The organism is Terribium retamae (assembly GCF_022347545.1).
Taxonomy (GTDB): domain Bacteria; phylum Pseudomonadota; class Alphaproteobacteria; order Rhizobiales; family Rhizobiaceae; genus Mesorhizobium; species Mesorhizobium retamae.
The window spans coordinates 1-14741 of record NZ_JAKREW010000016.1 but is presented as its reverse complement, the minus strand read 5'-3'; the positions used below and the strand labels follow the sequence as shown (position 1 = coordinate 14741).

Annotated in this window: 11 protein-coding genes; 4 read left to right on the top strand and 7 right to left on the bottom strand. The window is 61.2% G+C overall.

Annotated elements, in window-relative coordinates; genetic code table 11:
* Positions 1 to 110 precede the first annotated feature (110 nt).
* Positions 111 to 821: a nitroreductase gene (locus L4923_RS16550; RefSeq protein WP_239367017.1), complete on the top strand. Its 711-nt coding sequence runs from the start codon at positions 111 to 113 to the stop codon at positions 819 to 821.
* 78 nt (positions 822 to 899) lie between these two features.
* On the opposite strand, the gene L4923_RS16545 is transcribed toward L4923_RS16550, so the two are convergent.
* The 6 genes from L4923_RS16545 to L4923_RS16520 all read right to left on the bottom strand — a co-directional run bounded on the left by L4923_RS16545 (position 900) and on the right by L4923_RS16520 (position 8043).
* The gene (locus L4923_RS16545; protein WP_239367015.1) at positions 900 to 2342 is read right to left on the bottom strand and encodes an MFS transporter; all 1443 of its coding nucleotides are present in this window, start codon (positions 2340 to 2342) and stop codon (positions 900 to 902) included.
* A gap of 158 nt (positions 2343 to 2500) precedes the next feature.
* Complete coding sequence (locus L4923_RS16540; RefSeq protein ID WP_239367013.1) at positions 2501 to 2887, bottom strand: RidA family protein; 387 nt, start codon at positions 2885 to 2887, stop codon at positions 2501 to 2503.
* 15 nt (positions 2888 to 2902) lie between these two features.
* Positions 2903 to 3490, bottom strand: coding sequence for a sarcosine oxidase subunit gamma family protein (gene soxG / locus L4923_RS16535; protein WP_239367011.1), 588 nt, complete (start codon positions 3488 to 3490; stop codon positions 2903 to 2905).
* Positions 3483 to 6476 (bottom strand): sarcosine oxidase subunit alpha family protein, encoded by a 2994-nt coding sequence (locus L4923_RS16530; protein ID WP_239367009.1) that lies wholly within the window; start codon positions 6474 to 6476, stop codon positions 3483 to 3485. Before L4923_RS16530 ends, soxG begins: the two co-directional genes overlap by 8 nt.
* Positions 6473 to 6775: a sarcosine oxidase subunit delta gene (locus L4923_RS16525; RefSeq protein WP_239367007.1), complete on the bottom strand. Its 303-nt coding sequence runs from the start codon at positions 6773 to 6775 to the stop codon at positions 6473 to 6475. The genes L4923_RS16530 and L4923_RS16525 overlap by 4 nt, the downstream gene beginning before the upstream one ends.
* A gap of 8 nt (positions 6776 to 6783) precedes the next feature.
* A complete protein-coding gene (locus L4923_RS16520) occupies positions 6784 to 8043 on the bottom strand; it encodes a sarcosine oxidase subunit beta family protein (RefSeq protein ID WP_239367005.1) in 1260 nt (419 codons plus the stop codon).
* 214 nt (positions 8044 to 8257) lie between these two features.
* Between L4923_RS16520 and L4923_RS16515 the strand changes: the two genes are divergently transcribed.
* From L4923_RS16515 to L4923_RS16505, 3 genes are all read left to right on the top strand, one after another.
* Positions 8258 to 10888: a mechanosensitive ion channel family protein gene (locus tag L4923_RS16515; RefSeq protein WP_239367003.1), complete on the top strand. Its 2631-nt coding sequence runs from the start codon at positions 8258 to 8260 to the stop codon at positions 10886 to 10888.
* Positions 10889 to 11027: 139 nt separating this feature from the next.
* Positions 11028 to 11291, top strand: a complete 264-nt coding sequence (locus tag L4923_RS16510; RefSeq protein WP_239367000.1) for a hypothetical protein — start codon at positions 11028 to 11030, stop codon at positions 11289 to 11291.
* A gap of 248 nt (positions 11292 to 11539) precedes the next feature.
* Positions 11540 to 14101: a GcvT family protein gene (locus tag L4923_RS16505; protein ID WP_239366997.1), complete on the top strand. Its 2562-nt coding sequence runs from the start codon at positions 11540 to 11542 to the stop codon at positions 14099 to 14101.
* Between the two features lie 13 nt (positions 14102 to 14114).
* On the opposite strand, the gene L4923_RS16500 is transcribed toward L4923_RS16505, so the two are convergent.
* Positions 14115 to 14687: a TetR/AcrR family transcriptional regulator gene (locus L4923_RS16500; protein ID WP_239366994.1), complete on the bottom strand. Its 573-nt coding sequence runs from the start codon at positions 14685 to 14687 to the stop codon at positions 14115 to 14117.
* Positions 14688 to 14741: the final 54 nt, after the last annotated feature.

Sequence of the window (14741 nt, the reverse complement as noted above, 5' to 3'; positions counted from 1 at the left end):
CTGGTAGTCCAGACGAAATTGCTTGCGGTATTTTAGTGCTTCATGCAAAGGCACCGCGACTGCGCGTTGGGGGAACGTGCTTACTGAAATCCTGCATTGAAGAGATTGCCATGCTGGCACCGGAAAGCAGAACCCCGAAGTCGGACGAAACGACGCTGGTGGACGAGGCGATTATTTCGCGCCGCTCCGTGCGCGCCTTCCTGCCCGACTTAGTCGATGATGCGACGATCCGCGACATCCTGACGGTTGCCTCGCGCGCACCGTCCGGCACGAACATGCAGCCGTGGAAAGTGTATGTCGTAAAAGGCGAAGTGAAACAGACGCTGAGCAATGCGATCCTGAATTCCGGCATTCGTGCCGAAAAGGCGGAATGGGACGAGTATCGCTACTATCCCGATCAGTTCTTCGAACCCTACCTCACACGCCGCCGCGCCAACGGCTTCGGTCTTTACGGTGTGCTGGGAATTGGTCGGCGCGAGGTCGAAAAGATGCGCGCGCAACATGACCGCAACTTCATCTTCTTCGATGCCCCCGTCGGCATGATCTTCACCATCGACCGGCGCCTGAACCAGGGCTCTTGGATTGACTACGGCATGTTCCTGGAAAACATCATGATCGCAGCGCGGGCGAGAGGTTTGCACACCTGTCCTCAGGCGGCTTTCGCACCGTATCACAGGCAGATCCGTCCGGTGCTCGGTATTTCCGAGGAGGAGATCGTGGTGTGCGGCATGGCACTTGGCCATGAAGACACCTCAAAGCCGGAAAGCACTTTCCGCACCGATCGCGCGCCGCTGGAGGAGTGGGTGAAGTTTGTTGAGTGAGGCAGTCGGCAATGGGCAGTCGGCTACTCGATTGTCTATTGTAGAGAACCAGGCTCGCAATCTTCGACTGCCGACTGCCTACTCACTATTCGCCACGACATTGCCGCTCACATTCTGGCCGTCCTGCGGTGTCAGCCGGCGATAGGCGAGCAGCGCGCAGAGCGTGATCAAAGCTTCGATTACGAAGAGTATCTGGAAGTCGACGATTGAGGGCTGGCCTCCAGCATTTGCCAGGAATGACAAGACCGCTGCTGCAATGCCGACCCCGACCGCGACCCCCAGCTGCCAGAGGATGTAATAAAGCGCGCTGAAACGGGCGAGCTGTTCAGGCTCGATATCGGCGTAGGCGAGATTTCCCGTCGAGGCCCACTGCACCGAGCGGAATACCCCGAACAGGAATATATAGGTCAGCACGATCCACACCGGCGTCGTTGCCTGGATCAGAGCGAAGCCGGCGACAAGAGCTGCGACGATAGGCGTATTGGTGACCAGAACGCGGCGGAAGCCATAGCGCTTCAGCATCGCGGGCATCACAAAGCGCGCCAGCAATGAGCCGACCGCCGCGATGAACGTCAGCGACCCGGCGTGAACGGCACTCATGCCGAATCCGAGCTGGAACATCAGCGGTAGTATGAAGACGACCGAGCTCAGGCCGATCGTGTCCAGGCCGCCACCGGTCAGGAACGCGATGCGGAAGGTGCGGATTCGCAAAAGCCTGAGATCCAGGACAGGATTGCGCGCCCGCAGCAGGTAGAAGACGGCGAAGCTCAGTAAGAGGACGGCGATTGCAACCTGCGCTGCGATCAGGCTGCCCGCCATATCCTTGGCGGCGAGGGAATCCATGCCAAGCACGAGAAGCACCATGCCGACGCCGACGAGGGCAAAGCCGGGAAAATCGAAAGGAGTACGGATCGATTTCCGTGTTGTCGGAAACAGGGTTGCCGCAAGCAGAAGCGCGGCCAGCGCCAGCGGCACGTTGATGAAGAAGATCCAGCGCCAGGAGATATAGGTGGTAAGCGCCCCGCCGACGAGTGGCCCGACCAGGGGCCCGGACTGGCCGGCAAGCGAGATGTACATGTTGATCTTCAGCGTGCGATTGCGCGGAAAGCTCTGCAGCACGACGATCTGGCCAAGAGTGCCCATCAGTGCGCCGCCAAATCCCTGCAGGGCGCGGGCGCCGACCAGTGTCCACATGTCGTTGGCGATGCCGCACAGGGCCGAGGCGACGCCGAATACGATCAGTGCGAAACAATAGGCGTTACGCAGGCCGAAACGGTCTGCAGCCCAGCCGCCCAGCGGCATCATGATGATGAGGCTAGCGACATAAGCGGTTACCAGCAGACCGAGCTGGCTTGGCGGGCGGGCAAGCGTTTCGCCGATACCGGGAAGGGCGGTAACGACCACATTCTGGTCGAGGCTGGTCATGAAGACGCCACAGGCAACCGTGACCGGAATGAGCAGCGAAACGCTGTCCGGGGGCTCGACGCGACCGACTGTGGTCGCGGAAGTCTGTGTATCCATGGTGGCGAAGTCGGGTATCGGCCTCTTTCGGTCAATCGGCGGCGGCCGAAGCCGTCGATTCTTCCGACAACTATCGAGCCGCCGACGATTTCTCCCTAGCGGCAGGACGAGCTCTTCATAAGGCCAGTTTTGCGGGCAAAGGGAAGGCGTTTCACCGGCTAGCGCCCAGGCATATAGGCCATGCATTCGAGCTCGAGCTGCGCTCCCAGCGCCAGGCCGTTCGCACCGAAGGCGGAACGTGCCGGCAGACGGTCCGGATCGAAATATTCGAGATAGATCCGGTTGAAATCGCTCCACTTCGACATGTCGGCCAGCATGACCGTGCATTTGAAGATATCAGGGAAGCCAAGCCCGTTTTCCCGCAATACGGTGCCGATGTTCTCCATCGTCTGGCGCGTTTCGGCTTCGACGCCGCCTGGCACCAACTCCGGCTTGCCCGGTACATTACCGAGAGCGCCCGATAGATAGAGGATATCGCCGACACGCACTGCCTGACTGAAGGGAAGCTTCGCTACCTTAGCCGCCGGTGAATTGATGAATTCCATGACGGCTCCTCGATTTCAGGCGACCTCAAATCCGACTTCTTCCGCCGCATGCCCGAGCGCCTTCCAGAAGGAGCGCGCAAAGGAGCGGAAGACGTAGATGTCGAAACGGTCGCCGCCCGTTCTCTGAATCTGGGCGAAAACGTCGTGATGGGTGGTCGAACGGGCCGCACCGACCGGGAAGGCAGTCAGCGCAAAGTCGATGGCGAAGAATTTCGCCAGCACCCATTCCGCTTCCGGACCCTCGATGCGGATGGCCGTGCGGCCATGTGACAGGTCCGTCACGGTACCGATCGTTGGTGTAATCGCCTTGGCGAGTGCGGCGGCAACACCTTCCGTCTCGTCGACAACAGTGAATTTGCCTGGCGCAAAGCCGAAGGCTGCCTTTTCGCCGTCAACGACACCGCCGCCGGCACCGTCGGGCAAGCCAAGCCCTGTCACCTTGCGGATGGCGGCGATGGCGCGCGCCTCTTCACCCGGCCAAGAGGCAACCTGGACAATCGAGCCCGGGCGTGTCTCGGACAGGATCACGCCGACGCCATCTTCGAAGCGGCCATGCGAGCCGGAGCGATAGACAGGTTCCAGTGGCGATAGACGCTCAACCATGCATGCGGGTCCCTTCCGGGTCGAAGAAGTGGTGGCTGACAATCTGGACGGGGCCGAAGCGCTTACGAAGTGGATCAGATACATAGGCCCGCGTGCCACGGCGGCCCTTGCCGCCCTGAACGAGCGCGAGCGCGATGTATTTGCCGAGCGCGGGTGCGTAGCAACAGGCCGTGATGTGGCCGATCGAACCGTGCGGATTCTCCTCGTCTAGTTCCTCGACGATGTGCGCGCCACCGTTGAGCGGCCGGTTGTCGAGTGCGACGATGCCGACGAGCTGCAGCCGGTCGGCGGCAATCAAGCCTTCGCGATCCATCATGGCCGAGCCGATGAAGGGCTTCTTCTTCGAAAGCATCCAGTCGAGATGCAGGTCGCGTGCAGTGGTGCGGCCATCGATTTCCGCACCGGTGACGTGGCCCTTTTCGATGCGCAGCGTGCCGAGCGCTTCCAGCCCGTAAGGCACGAGGCCGAACGGCTTGCCTGCATCGATCAGCGCTTGCCAGACATGGGTACCGTGCCCCGCGCCACAGTAGACCTCGAAGGCCATTTCTCCCGAGAAGGACAGGCGGCATATCATCACCGGAACGTCGGCGATTTTGCCGTGAACGATGCCCATGAAAGGGAGCGCTGCGTTGTCCACTGCGGTGTCTTCGACGCAGGCGGCGAGAATTTCACGCGCCTTTGGCCCACCGATCGCCGCGCCTGCCCACTCGTCGGTGACGGAAGTGACGGTGACCTTCAATTCTGGCCATATCACATCAAGGAAATACTCGAGATGCTGCATCACCTTGCCGGCATTGGCCGTCGTGGTGGTCATCAGGAAATCATCCTGGCCGAGACGCCATGTGGTTCCGTCGTCGAAGGCCAAGCCATCTTCGCGCAGCATCAGCCCGTACCGGGCCTTGCCGACCGGTAGGGTCGAAAAGATGTTCGTGTAGACCCGATCGAGCAATTCCGCTGCATCCGGGCCCTGAACAGCAATCTTGCCGAGTGTCGAGACATCGACAATGCCTGCGGTTTCGCGCACGGCCTTGGCCTCGCGCACATAGGCCTGTTCGACCGTTTCGCCGGCATGACCGTAGATCATGGGGCGAAACCAGAGGCCGGCGGAGTACATCGTGGCGCCCTGGGCAAGATGCCAGTCATGCATCGGCGTCAGTCGCTCAGGCTTGAGATCGCCATAGCGTTCCGCGGCCAGCGAACCGATGGAAACGGCGGTGTAAGGTGGACGGAAGCGTGTAGTGCCGACTTCCGGAATAGGCTTGCCGAGCGCTTCGGCCATGATCGCGAGGCCCGGGACATTCGAGCTCTTGCCTTGGTCGGTCGCCATGCCGAGCGTGGTGTAGCGCTTCAAGTGCTCGACCGAAATAAACCCTTCGCGGTGGGCTAGGCGCACGTCATCTGCGGTAACGTCGTGCTGGAAGTCGACGAAACTCTTGCCCTTTGCCTTGATCTCGAACACCGGCGCCGGTTCGGGATTGACCGAGGCAGGCTCGACTGCCGGTTTCTCCATGAGCCGTGCGTTGCCACCTGCGGCGGCAATGCCGGCTGCGTGGCCTTCGAGGATTGCGTCGGCGGTCGCAAGGCGCCCGGTGAATGCACCGGCGCCGCTCCAGTTCTGTGTCGGCTTTGGCGGCAGGAAAGCCTGGAGTTTCTCATCCCACTCAGGCTTCGCACCTGCCTGGCTGGCCAGATGCAGCACCGGCGACCATCCGCCTGACACCAAAAGGCAATCGCTCTGGATGCTGCGCGGTTCGCCGGTCAGCGTGCCGCTCGCACGATCCAGCCGCTGGATCCTGATGCCGCTGAGTGCCTTGCCGCCGTCGGTTTCACACACTGCGTGGCCCGCAATCAGCTCCGCGCCGGCCGAGGCCGCCAACGCGCGTGCCTGATCGGAGATGTCGATGCGAACATCGACGATCGTCGCGACATTGGCGCCGGCCTTCTTGAGGCTTGCAGCTGCCTGGTAAGCGGTGTCGTTGTTGGTGAAGAGCGTGATCTTTTCACCTGGAATCACGCCGAACTGGTTGGTGTAGCGTTGCGCGGCACCGGCCAGCATGACGCCGGGCCTGTCGTTGCCCGGGAAGACAAGGGGACGTTCCAAAGCGCCGGTTGCGAGTACGACCGACTTGGACCGGATGGTCCAATGGCGATGGCGTGGCTCGCCGCGTGCTGCGGTTTCCTTGTGATCCGAAACGCGCTCAAGGGCTGCCAGTGTATTTCCGTCGTAATAGCCCCAGACTGCGGTGCGGGGCAGCAAGCGGACGTTCTTGCGTCCCTTGAGGGCGTTGACGATTTCACTCGCCCAGTCAGCAATTCGCGCGCCGTCGATGGTTTCACCGGACCAGTTGGCCGATCCGCCGAAACGCGGATCGAGTTCTGCCAGGATGACGCGCGCACCGCTATCGGCAGCCGATTTGGCAGCCATCAGTCCTGCAGGGCCTGAACCCACCACCAGCACGTCGCAGAAGGCGTTCATGCGTTCATAGCGGGCATCGTCGGCCACTGTGCCGGCGCGACCGAGGCCGGCAGCGCGACGGATGAAATGCTCGCAGAACATCCAGAAGCGGGTACCTTGCAGCGGCCCGATCACGGGTCCCATGAAGGTCTTGTAGTAAAAGCCGGCGCCGATGACCTTGCTTGCAAGCTGGTTGACCGCGCCGACATCCCAGTTCAGCGACGGGAAACGGTTCTGGCTCTCAGCGCGCAAGCCGTCATAAATCTCGATGGCCGTGGCTGGAATGTTCGGCTCGCGCGCAGTGCCGCGCAGGACGGTAACCAGTGCGTTCGGCTCGTCCACACCGGCGCTCAGAACGCCTCGCGGCCGGTGATATTTGAAAGAGCGTCCCATCAGGGTGACGCCGCTGGCAAGCAGGGCCGAAGCCAGCGTGTCGCCTGCATGGCCGGTGTAAGGCACACCGTCGAAAGTGAATCGGATGGTCTTCAGGCGGTCGATCTGACCGCCGGTTTCATTACGGCGCGGGCTCATGCCTTGGCTCCCGGCTTGCGCCGCTCGGTTGCGCGATGATGGACATCTCCGCGCGCCGGCACGGCGCTCGAAACCGAATGAGTCATCGTGTTGCGGGTCACGCGGATGTGGCTGCGGCAGCCGCCCGAATGCTGCCAGACCTCATTGTGGTCACCGGCAGGATTATGCCGATCGTAGACATATTCATTCCAAGCCTGCAGGTCCTGCGCTTCGGGGGCAGGGCGCTGACGGTTGCCGTCACCTTGATAGGTGAACTCGGACACGTCTCGCGGGCCGCAATAGGGGCAAGTGAGCAGCATGGTCGGTCCTAATGCAGGCGGGGCGTCGCGCCCTGGCCCTTCTCGTCGATGACAGCGCCGCGATAAAAGCGGTCGAGCGTGAAGGCGGCGTTGAGTTCATGCGGCTCATCGCGCGCGATGGTATGGGCAAAACAGAAGCCCGAGGCAGGTGTCGCCTTGAAGCCGCCGTAGCACCAGCCGCAATTGAGATACATGCCAGGCAGGGGGCCCGTCGTGATGATGGGGGAGCCGTCCATCGACATGTCGCAGACACCTGCCCAGGAGCGCAGCATGCGAACGCTGGCGAGGCTTGGGAACAGCGCCAGCATTTCGGCCATCACTTCTTCCACGATCGGCAGGTTGCCACGCTGGGCATAGGAATTGTAGCCGTCGAGATCCCCGCCGTAGATCAGGCCGCCCTTGTCGGACTGGCCCATGTAAAAATGGCCCATGCCAAAGGTGACGACGGTGTCGAGGAAGGGTTTTAGCGATTCCGAGACAAAGGCTTGCAGCACGTGGCTCTCGATCGGCAGCCTGTCGATGCCGGCAAGCTGCATGACGCGGCCGGTGCTGCCGGCAGCGGCGAGAGCCACCTTCTTGGCGCGGATTTCGCCGCGGCTGGTCACGACGCCGGTGACACGATCACCGTCGCGCAGAAAACCGGTGACTTCGCAATTCTCCAGGATGTCGACGCCGCGCCGGTCTGCGCCGCGTGCATAGCCCCAAGCGACGGCGTCGTGGCGTGCAGTGCCGGCGCGCGGCTGCATCAATCCGCCTAGAATGGGAAAACGCGCGCTGGCCGATACATCGATCGACGGCATCAGCCGCTTGATTTCAGCAACCGACATCAGTTCTGCATCGACACCCTGGTGACGCATGGAATTGCCCCGACGGGCATAATCGTCGAGCTGGGCCGGCGTGTGCGCAAGGTTGAGCACACCACGTTGCGAGAACATCACATTGTAGTTGAGATCATGGGAGAGGTTCTCCCACAACTTCATCGAATGTTCGTAGAAACGAGTATTGGGCGGCAGCAGATAGTTGGAGCGCACGGCCGTCGTGTTGCGGCCGACATTACCGGAGCCGAGATAACCCTTTTCGACCACCGCGACATTGGTGATGCCGTATTCCTTGGCGAGATAGTAGGCAGTGGAAAGGCCGTGACCACCACCGCCGATAATCACCACGTCATAAGAAGCCTTGGGAGCGGGCTTGCGCCAGGCGGGCTTCCAATCCTTGTTGCCGGACAGCGCATTGCGCAGCAGCGAGAGAGCCGAATATTCCGCCATGCCAACTCCATCCCGAATCCGCATGCGGCTCGGATAACTCATTTGAGCGAGAGACTATAGAGCCTGCTTTGCAGCCAAAGCCAGAATTGCGCCACGGCTTTTCGACTGACCGACCAGCACGCCGAGCCGCGAAGCTGCTTGCTCCGCCCCAATGCCGTCTCTATCAAAGGCAAGATTCCGCAACCTTTGTGGTTGCTTCGCGGGTTGCCGGTCCATGCTTTTTCGATTTGTCCGTCTTTTGCTTGTCCTGGTTCTTACCGTGGCGATGCCAGCGCTGGTGCTGGCGCAGACCGGTATTCCGCTGCTTGGCGAAACCGCCCAGCCGGCCGCTCCAGCTCCGCAGCCCAGCCAGCAGACGGCGCCACAACAAGCTGCTCCGAATGGGACCGCTCAACCCTCTCAGCCGCCCGTGCAGGCTGCACCGCCGGCTCCGCAGGCTGCACCTGTGCAGGCACAGCCATCCGATGAGCTTGTCGCGGAACAACAGAAGGCGCTCAAGGACCTTGTCGCGAAAACCGATGATTTCGCCAAACAGATTGACGACAACCAGGAAGACGACAGTGCGTTGGTTGAGATCCGCACCGAGCTGGAAGATCTCTCCAGGCAGGCGCTCGGCACGGCCACCGTCTTTCGGCCGCGACTGACCGAAATCAACGCCCGCCTTGAGCAGTTGGGGCCGCCGCCCGCTCAGGGCCAGCCGGCCGAGCCCGATATCGTCGCGACGGAGCGGAAGGCGCTGACGACTGAAAAAGCCGAAATCAATGCAATCGTCGCGGGTGCCCAGACGCTTTCGGTTCGTATTGCGACGATGGGCGACAAGATTTCCACCCTGCGCGGCGAGCTGTTTCGCAAGACTCTCACCAAGCGTTATGCGCTGAACGATCTTTTGAGCACCAAGCTTGCCGTCGACGCGAATGCCGAATTTTCCAATCTGTATAGCGCCGTTTCGTCCTGGTTCTCCTTCGTCCTGAAATTCAAATACCAGGCCGCGCTGGCAGCAACGCTGATGGCGCTGGCGGCGGCGCTGATCCTGCATATCCTGGTGCGGCGTATCTTCGGACGCATCTTCGAGCCCGACCCGGCCGTCGAGGAACCGACCTATCTCAGCCGCTTGTCGGCTGCATTCTGGTCAACCTTGTTGCCGACGTTCGGCCTCGGTGTCTTCCTGACATTGGCCTATTTCTTCTACGATTATTATGCGGTGCTGAGAGGCGACATCGGCCTCTTCCTGCGTTCGATCATTGGCGTCATCCTGATCGTGTTCTGTGTTTATCGCCTGACCAATGCCGCGCTCTCCCCGAACGTACCCAACTGGCGGCTGATTCCGGTCGAATCCGGTCCGGCGCGCTGGCTGGTGGCGTTGTCCACCGCCATGGCCGTGGTGCTGGGGGTCAATGGCTTCCTGGCCGTGGTGAACGAACAGATGGGCTCGCCGCTGTCGCTCACCGTCGGGCGCAGCTTTGTCGCGACCATCATCGTCGGCCTGATCCTGATCATGATGGGCCTGGTGCGGCCGTTCCGTGCGAAATCCGGCGAATGGCGGCCATGGCCGGCCTGGCTGCGGTTCCTCGCCTATGCGCTGGGAATCATAACCATCGTTGCCGCTTTGCTGGGCTATATCGGTTTCGCCAATTTCCTGGCCGGCCAGATCGTGGTGACCAGCACGCTGCTGATCACGGCGTATATCGGCTTCCTGTCAGCCCGGGCCATCGGCGCAGAGGGCGGTTTTGCGGAAACTTCGGTGGGGCGCTGGATTGCCGGTCGGACGAGCCTGGAAGAAGGCACGCTCGATCAATTGGGGCTGGCGACAAGCATCGCTCTCAATCTGCTGATCGTCGTCGTCTTCCTGCCGATGCTGCTTCTGATGTGGGGCTTCCAGTTCGCCGATATCCAGGCCTGGGCCTACAGGATTGCGACGGGTGTCACTGTCGGGTCCGTAACGATTTCGCTGTTCGGCATTCTCACGGGCCTCATCGTCTTCATTCTCGGCTACTTCCTGACGCGTTGGTTCCAGTCCTGGCTCGACGATTCCGTGATGGCGCGCGGCAAGGTCGATACCGGCGTCCGTAATTCGATCCGTCTGGTGGTCGGCTATGCCGGCATGGCGCTGGCGGCAGTCGTGGGTATCTCATCGGCCGGCATCAATCTTTCGAACCTCGCGCTCATCGCCGGTGGTCTTTCCCTCGGTCTCGGTTTCGGCCTGCAGAACGTCGTTTCCAACTTCGTCTCGGGCCTGATCCTGCTGGCCGAGCGGCCATTCAAGGTGGGCGACTGGATCGTTGCCGGCGACGTCAGCGGTACCGTCAAAAAGATCAGCGTGCGCGCTACCGAGATCGAAACCTTCCAGCGCCAGTCGGTTATCCTGCCGAACTCCAACTTGATCAACAGCGCCGTCGGCAACTGGACGCACCGCAACAAGCTGGGCCGTGTCGAGATCAAGGTCGGCGTCGCCTACGGCTCGGACGTCCGGCGCGTGCATGAGATCCTGCTCGAAATCGCGCGGGGGCATCAACTGGTTCTGAAGAACCCGGAACCCTTCGTTCAATTCGTCAATTTCGGCCAGAACGCGCTGGATTTCGAAATCCGCGTCTTCCTGGCTGACATCTTGAATGGCGGCTCGGTGCAGAACGATATCCGTTTCGCCATCATCGATGCTTTCGACAAGGAAGGCATCGAGATCCCGTCGGCGCCGCGCCAGCAGGTGCCCCACGCCGAGAAGGAACCCTGGCCGACAGATGACGACAAGACGGAAGCGCTGCATGCGGAGGAACAGGCAGCGAAGGAAGAGGCCGAGCGCAACCAGCCGAAGAACCGCCGCAAGCCGCGCCGGCCCGATCCAACCTAGCGTTCGCGCCGGCTAAAACCGATTGCGGCCTGAATGAGGCATTCAGTTGCGGTTCAGCTTGATTGTCCTATAAGCTTGATTGCGAAGGGCGAAAATGCCTCGCGAACGCAACAGAGGCGGTGGAAACACCGGAATTGCCATGTGGAAGATCCTCATCGCCGCCGTCGCTCTCATCGCCGCGAGCGCGGTGGGCCATACAGCCAGCGCAGTCAACAAGGACAATGAGACGCGCACGCTCATCGTCACCGAAGGCGGCGGCAAGAGCGAGTTGACGCTTGCGGGCGGCGAGACGGTCGAGTTTTGCGCCAGCGGCTGTTTCGTGACCTTGCCCAATGGCGACCTCGAAGCGCTGACCGGTTCCGAGACCATCGTGATCTCGGGTGGCAATGCGACCGTAAAATAAACTCGAGTGCTTGTTGCGACAGGTAAGGCCGGACATGCGTTCCGGCCTTTTGTGCTTTATGATGCCGCTTCGCCCGACAACAGCAAACGAAGTGTGCCCCGCTACCTCGCCGTTTCGACGCCTGCCACCAATCTGGATATGGTTTTCGTGGTGCGTCGCGCCGCTTTTTTGCAATGTCGCAAACAGGCTGCAATCATGTCACGACGCCCTATAGTGTGCGCGCGAGCATCATCTCGGAGTGGCACGCAATGGCAGGGTTCCCGACAAAGGCGAAGGTCGTCATAATCGGGTTGGGAGGCATCGTCGGAGCGTCGGTTGCGCACCATCTGATCGAACGCGGCTGGGATGACATCGTCGGTATCGACAAGTCGGGAATTCCGACCGACATCGGCTCGACGGCGCACGCTTCCGACTTCTGCTACATGACCAGCCACGACTTCCTGTCCTGCTGGACTTCGCTCTATTCCCTCGAATTCTACGACAAGATGGGGCACTACGCCCGCATCGGCGGACTCGAAGTTGCGCGGGTCGGCGACGACACCCGCATGGACGAGATCAAACGCAAGGTGGCTTCTGCCAAGGCCTTCGGCACGCGCGCAAGATTGATCGAGCCGGCCGAGATCAAGGAGAAATTCCCACTTATCGAAGAAAGCCTTGTGCAGGGCGGCCTGTGGGATCCTGACGCCGGTCTGGTCATTCCGCGCTCGCAGACAGTGGCCGGCAAGCTGGTGGACCAGGGTGTTGCTGCCGGCAAGCTTCAGGCATTTGCGAATACGGCGGCGAAGTCCCTGGTCATCGAGAATGGCCGCATCAAGGGCGTGGTGACCGATCGCGGAACGATTGAAGCCGACTATGTCGTGGTCTGTGCCGGCCTTTGGGGCAGGCTGATTGCCGAGATGGCCGGCGAGGATCTTCCGGTCATGCCGGTCGACCATCCGCTGACGTTTTTCGGCCCGTACAATGAATTTGCCGGCACCGGCAAGGAGATCGGCTGGCCATTGCTGCGCGATCAGGGCAACTCTGCCTATATGCGCGACACAGGCGATCCGAAGACGACCGAAGGTGGCCAGATCGAGTGGGGCTATTACGAGGAAAAGAACCCGCGCTTGTGCCATCCGCGCGATCTGCTCGAAAAGCACGAAGCGCGCCTGTCGCCTTCGCAGCGCGATCTGGAAATGGAACAGATCCTCGAGCCGCTCGAGCGTGCGATCGAGCTGACGCCGATCCTTGGAGAAATTGGCTACAACGAAGGCCATTCCTTCAATGGCTTGCTTCAGGTGTCGGCCGCCGGCGGCGCATCCTGCGGTGAGAGCCAGAAGGTAAGGGGACTGTGGTATGCCGTCGCCATCTGGGTCAAGGACGGCCCCGGCTACGGCAAATTGATCGCCGACTGGATGACCGACGGGCGGACCCATGTCGATCATGCCTCGATCGACTTCAGCCGCTTCTATCCGCATCAGCTCGAGGAAGGCTTCATCGAAGGCCGTTGCGGCGAGGCTGCGCAAAAGATCTACACGCCGGCCGTTCACCCGCGCGAGCCCTACGCCACGGGCCGCAACGTCAAACGCTCGCCCTTCTACGAGCGGGAGAAGGAGCTCGGCGGCTATTTCATGGAACTCGGCGGCTGGGAGCGTGCGCACGGCTATGCCGCCAACGAGCACCTGCTCGCCAAATACGGCAACCGAGTGCCGGTGCGCGAGAACGAGTGGGACAATCGCCATTTCTGGCGCGTATCGAATGCCGAGCACCTTGCCATGAGCGAGGATTGCGGCATCGTCAACCTGTCGCATTTCTACATGTTCGACGTGGAAGGACCCGACCATGTCGAACTGATGGAATGGCTGTGCGCGGCCAAGATCGGCGGCGACAACAACATCGGCAAGGGCATCTACACCCACTTCCTCGATGACGAGGGCATGGTGCGCGCCGACCTCACGGTCATCCGCATGGCCGACCGCTGCCGTGTCATCGATGGTGCCGATGCCGGTCCGCGCGACTTCCACTATGTGAAGCGAGTGGCTGAGGACAAGGGCTTCGATGTAACCGTCACCGACGTGACCGAGAAATTCGTGACCATCGGCATATGGGGACCCAATGCGCGCGCCACCTTGCAAAAGGTGGTCGAGGATCCGGCTGGGCTGGCGCCGGAGAATTTCCCCTTTGCGGCCATCAAGCCAATCCGGATCGCTGGCAAGGATGTGACGGCTTTCCGCATCTCCTATGTCGGCGAGCAGGGCTGGGAACTGCATATGCGCTATGAAGACGGCCTTGCCGTCTGGGATGCGCTGCGCGCAACCGGTGTGATGGCGTTTGGCGTCGAAACCTATGCCAATTCGCGCCGTATGGAAAAGAGCCTGCGGTTGCAGAACGCCGATCTTTTGACGGAGTACAATCTGCTCGAATCCGATCTGCAGCGTCCGAAGGTCAAGGAGGCGGATTTCCGCGGCAAGGCGAAGCACCTGGAGCATCGCGCTCGGGAGCATCAGCCCGCGATGCTGTGCACGCTGGTGATGACCAACAACATCGATTCCAAAGGCGTCGCCCGCTATCCGGTCGGCATCATGCCGGTGATGGATCCGGCGACCGGCGAGACCTTGGTCGATGAGTTGGGCCGGAGATCTTTCACCACTTCCGTGGCCTACGGCCCGACGCTCGGCAAAAATATTGCTCTGGCCTATCTGCCTTGGGCTCATGCCAAGGAAGGACAGAAGCTGCAGGTCGAATATTTCGGCGAGACCTATCCCGTCGAAGTCGTTGGGGTCGGCTACAAGCCGCTCTACGATCCGGAGAATCTGAAGCCGCGGAGCTGAAGGCGCGTATTGCTCATTCCAGAATCATGTCGACCAGCGCCAGGTAAGCGTCGTCGTCGGCAAGGTCCTGATTGTAGCCGCGCGCCGTATAGAGGCCCAGCAAAGCCAGATAGAGCACCTTTGCTCCAGTTCGGGCTTTGCTGACCGTCAGTCCGCTATCGAGAAGCTCTGTTTCGAGATAGCCGACACGTGCGGCATCGATCGTGCACAGACGCGCGCCGACACGCGGATCGGTGGCTGCCCATGCCTGCATTGCAGCCTCGGCGCGCGCTGAATCGATGCCGAGTGCGGTCTTGATCAGGGCTTGCCCTGCAAGATGGCGCAAGCGTTCCTTTGGGGTCGCGAGCCCGGCGGCATTGTCGATAAGCTGCTGCGTGAAGTCGGCAGCCCAAAAATCCAGAATCGCGGCAAGCAGCTGGGCGCGGTCCTTAAAGTGCCAGTAGAACGAGCCCTTGCTGACCCCGAGCTTCTTGGCAAGCGGCTCCACCTTGACGGCTTCCACTCCGCCCCCTGCCAATGCGGCAACCGCTGCCACAAGCCAGTCCTGGCTGCTCAAGTCCTTTGTTGCGGTTTTCTGTTTGCTCATTTGGGCTCCTCGCCTCGTCTCGGCATTTCCATACGCCAGCGTATGGAAATGCCG

What these genes read in the sequence shown, in the direction of transcription:
- L4923_RS16505 (WP_239366997.1), top strand. Translation starts at nt 11,540, where the DNA reads ATGGCAGGGTTCCCGACAAAGGCGAAGGTCGTCATAATCGGGTTGGGA.
- L4923_RS16545 (WP_239367015.1), bottom strand. Translation starts at nt 2,342, where the DNA reads ATGGATACACAGACTTCCGCGACCACAGTCGGTCGCGTCGAGCCCCCG.
- L4923_RS16530 (WP_239367009.1), bottom strand. Translation starts at nt 6,476, where the DNA reads ATGAGCCCGCGCCGTAATGAAACCGGCGGTCAGATCGACCGCCTGAAG.
- L4923_RS16525 (WP_239367007.1), bottom strand. Translation starts at nt 6,775, where the DNA reads ATGCTGCTCACTTGCCCCTATTGCGGCCCGCGAGACGTGTCCGAGTTC.
- L4923_RS16515 (WP_239367003.1), top strand. Translation starts at nt 8,258, where the DNA reads ATGCTTTTTCGATTTGTCCGTCTTTTGCTTGTCCTGGTTCTTACCGTG.
- L4923_RS16510 (WP_239367000.1), top strand. Translation starts at nt 11,028, where the DNA reads ATGTGGAAGATCCTCATCGCCGCCGTCGCTCTCATCGCCGCGAGCGCG.
- L4923_RS16550 (WP_239367017.1), top strand. Translation starts at nt 111, where the DNA reads ATGCTGGCACCGGAAAGCAGAACCCCGAAGTCGGACGAAACGACGCTG.
- soxG (WP_239367011.1), bottom strand. Translation starts at nt 3,490, where the DNA reads ATGGTTGAGCGTCTATCGCCACTGGAACCTGTCTATCGCTCCGGCTCG.
- L4923_RS16520 (WP_239367005.1), bottom strand. Translation starts at nt 8,043, where the DNA reads ATGGCGGAATATTCGGCTCTCTCGCTGCTGCGCAATGCGCTGTCCGGC.
- L4923_RS16540 (WP_239367013.1), bottom strand. Translation starts at nt 2,887, where the DNA reads ATGGAATTCATCAATTCACCGGCGGCTAAGGTAGCGAAGCTTCCCTTC.
- L4923_RS16500 (WP_239366994.1), bottom strand. Translation starts at nt 14,687, where the DNA reads ATGAGCAAACAGAAAACCGCAACAAAGGACTTGAGCAGCCAGGACTGG.